Genomic DNA, 3,241 nt, shown 5'->3' with positions numbered 1-3,241 from the left:
TATATTGACAATTTAATAACCATCTTTTACACTATGGTTACAAGGTATTCATTTCTAATTAATTTCGATATTCGAATGGAGGTTTGAGTTATGGAACAGAAACAAGAAAAATTTAGTACCATAGGTTACATAGCCGCCGCGTTAGGTATGTGTATTGGTACTGGTAATGTATGGCGATTCCCACGAGTGTGTGCGGCAAACGGTGGTGGAGCATTTATCATAGCATGGACGATTGCAATGCTGGTATTTGCAGTACCGCTCCTTTCCACAGAGATGGCATTCGGTAAAAAGACGAGACTTGGATGTATCGGTACTTTTCGTGATGCAGGTGGAAAGAAATATACATGGATGGGATTCTTTGTAGCAGCAGTATGTTTCTTCCTGATGAGTTATTATTGTGTACTTCAGGGATATTGTTTGAAATACGCAGTTAATTCTGTTACTTCAGCATTTAAACCGAATCTGTCAACAGAGACGACATCGGCAATGTGGACAGCATTTACAGATTCACAGGCACAGGTTATTTTATTCCATGCGATCGGATTTGCACTTGCATGTTTCATCGTTTATCAGGGAATTGCAGGTGGAATTGAAAAATTCTGTAAAGTAGCGATACCGGCACTGTTTATCATCCTTGTAGGATTAGCAATTTACGCAGTTACATTAAATGGAGCAAATCAGGGACTTCAGTATCTCTTTACTGTTAAGAAAGAGTATATTTTAAGCCCGAATACATGGATTCAGGCATTCATCCAGGCAGCATGGAGCACCGGAGCCGGATGGGGATTCATTATTACATATGCGAACTACGTAGGAGAAGAGGAAGATGTTCCGACAAGCTGTCTGATCATGGGACTTGGTGATAACCTTGGAGCAATCCTCTCGGCACTGGTAGTTATCCCGGCAATCTGTGCACTTTCAGCTACACCGGAGGCAGCGAATGAAGCACTCAGTCAGGGCAACTTCGGACTTACATTTATTTACATTTATCAGTTATTTACAACAATCCCGGGTGGAAGATTCATTTCCTTTATCTTCTTTGGATTACTTGCAATTGCAGCAATCACATCACTGTTCTCTATGATCGAAGTTGGAGTAAAATGTGTTGTTGACCTTGGATTGCCGCGGAAGAAAGCAGTTGTCAGTGTCTGCTTCGCAGGATTCTTAGTAGGATGCTTCTCATGCTGGTCACTGGTTAACATTGATAATCAGGACTGGGTATGGGGAATCGGACTTCTGATAAGTGGTGCCTTTATCGCAATCCTGGCATGGAAATATGGTGTGGAAAAATTACGTACACAGGAAGTAAATGCAAAAGGTGCAGATGTACATCTTCCAAAAGCATATTATACCGGATGTATGTATCTGATTCCGGTTTTGGTAGTGATCATGGTGGTTTACTGGTTATTACAGACAAAGGAATGGTTCCCGGATACCTGGCTGAATCCGTTTATTATTCAGGATAACACAGGAACTGTATTACTTCAGTTCGGAGTAGTGATCCTTGTAGGTCTTGCACTATCCAAGTTCTTTAATACAAAGACTGCAAGGGGAGCTATGAAAGATAACAAAGCTGCAAAATAATAGAAAGAAGGTATGAACTATGACGATAGATGCAATTATTATGATGGTGATTACACTGGTTGGATATATTGGCGGATTTAGTTATTTCATGATACGTGTATTTAAAAAAGAAAGAAGTAAATCCAAAGAGTAGGTATCGAACGGAGAATGAATAAGGGATAGTATGGTAAATTAGACGACGTTCTGATTGAAATGAATACATATCGAAAAGGAGCGGAGTCGGGATTTTGTCAGGAGTGACAGGATTCCGGCTCCGCTCCTTTTTATGCATGTGTATTAGATGTTAAGTGCAGCATGGTATCCATCTTTATTAAAGCCGGGAAATATTGTTCATATCCCCGGCTGATTCATTTTTTAATACCATCTCGTCATAGGAAGATCATTATTAATTCCCTTTGTCATTAAAATCTGATGGATATCAATAATTCCGTTATGGAAGGTGGCGGCACATGCAGAGAGGTACATATCCCACATCCTTAAGAAACGTTCATCAAACATTGTATGTGCTTCTTCAATATGATCTTTGAAGTTTTTCTCCCAGCAGAGAAGCGTACGGTTATAGTGAAGACGTAAGTCCTCGATATCCTGGGTATGGAAGTTATCTTCTGCCATGCAGTTCATGACTTCACGAAGACTGGGAACAGATCCGCCCGGGAAGATGTATTTCTTGATCCATGGATCACCAGGATGCTCTTTTAATGCACTGATGAAGTGGAGCAGGAACAGACCGCCGTCTTTCATGACCTTGCTGACACAGTCTAAGTATAACTGATAATTCTCACGGCCGACATGTTCGAGCATACCGACGCTGACAACGCGGTCATACATCTTGCCGTCAGAAGGAAGATCACGGTAGTCCATTAGCCTGACTTCCAGATAGTCGGACAATCCTTCCTCTTTGATACGTTTCTGGCATTCTTTGTATTGTTCTTCACTTAAGGTGATGCCGGTACCTTTAATTTTATATTTCTTAGCAGCTTCAATCAGAAGGAATCCCCAGCCGCATCCGATATCAAGAAGAGTCATACCTTCTTTCAGATATAACTTTTCAAGAATGTAATCAACTTTATTCTTCTGCGCCTGATACAGGGTATCATCTTCATGTTTGAAATATCCGCAGGAATAACTCATTGTTTCATCGAGCCAGAGTTTGTAGAAGTCATTTCCGATATCGTAATGACTGCTGACTTCTTTTTTCTGGTTTTTCTTTGATGAAGATGGGAACATGATAGATTTCAAATGATGTTCATCAGTTGAAAATTTACCCATCTGACCAAGAAAGTTATCAAGTGCCTGATAAAGGTTTCCCTCAATATCAAGATCACCATCCATGTAAGCTTCTCCAAGTGCAAGAGAAGTACTGGTGACCAGATCCTTTAATGGGATGACCTTTTTGAAATTTACGGTAAATGTAGGTGCACCTTCGCCGATCAGATGTTCGTGTCCATTAATTTTGACCAGGAAAGGGTGTTCATCGAATTTTTTTAAGAATGTTATCATAGCCTGTTCTTCCAGCATAATATAACCTCCAGTTCTGCTGTCATTATTTCCTTCAGCAAGAATTATATTCCTTATAAATTTTGAAAGTCAAATAAAATAGACATTTTTTAAAAATTGTATTGGAACTACCAATAAATGAAAACATATATCAAGAACG

General features: G+C 39.9%; 2 protein-coding genes. One reads left to right on the top strand and one right to left on the bottom strand.

Features of this window, described 5'->3' with window-relative positions; translation table 11 throughout:
• Window positions 1-90 precede the first annotated feature (90 nt).
• On the top strand, window positions 91-1,584 hold the full coding sequence (locus NCY30_RS14790) for a sodium-dependent transporter (protein WP_006427885.1): 1,494 nt from the start codon (window positions 91-93) through the stop codon (window positions 1,582-1,584).
• Between the two features lie 354 nt (window positions 1,585-1,938).
• Here the strand turns inward: NCY30_RS14790 and NCY30_RS14785 are convergent, their stop codons facing one another.
• Window positions 1,939-3,102, bottom strand: coding sequence for an SAM-dependent methyltransferase (locus NCY30_RS14785; protein ID WP_022415826.1), 1,164 nt, complete (start codon window positions 3,100-3,102; stop codon window positions 1,939-1,941).
• Window positions 3,103-3,241: the final 139 nt, after the last annotated feature.

It is taken from the genome of Dorea sp. MB18-49 (genome assembly GCF_023669465.1).
GTDB classification, from domain to species: Bacteria; Bacillota; Clostridia; order Lachnospirales; family Lachnospiraceae; genus Dorea_A; species Dorea_A longicatena.
Note: the sequence above shows the minus strand (reverse complement) of the source record. Positions and strands in the feature narration are given on the sequence as shown.

Bases quoted from the DNA above. Each gene is read 5' to 3' on its own strand.
- NCY30_RS14790 (WP_006427885.1), top strand. From the start codon at position 91: ATGGAACAGAAACAAGAAAAATTTAGTACCATAGGTTACATAGCCGCC.
- NCY30_RS14785 (WP_022415826.1), bottom strand. From the start codon at position 3,102: ATGCTGGAAGAACAGGCTATGATAACATTCTTAAAAAAATTCGATGAA.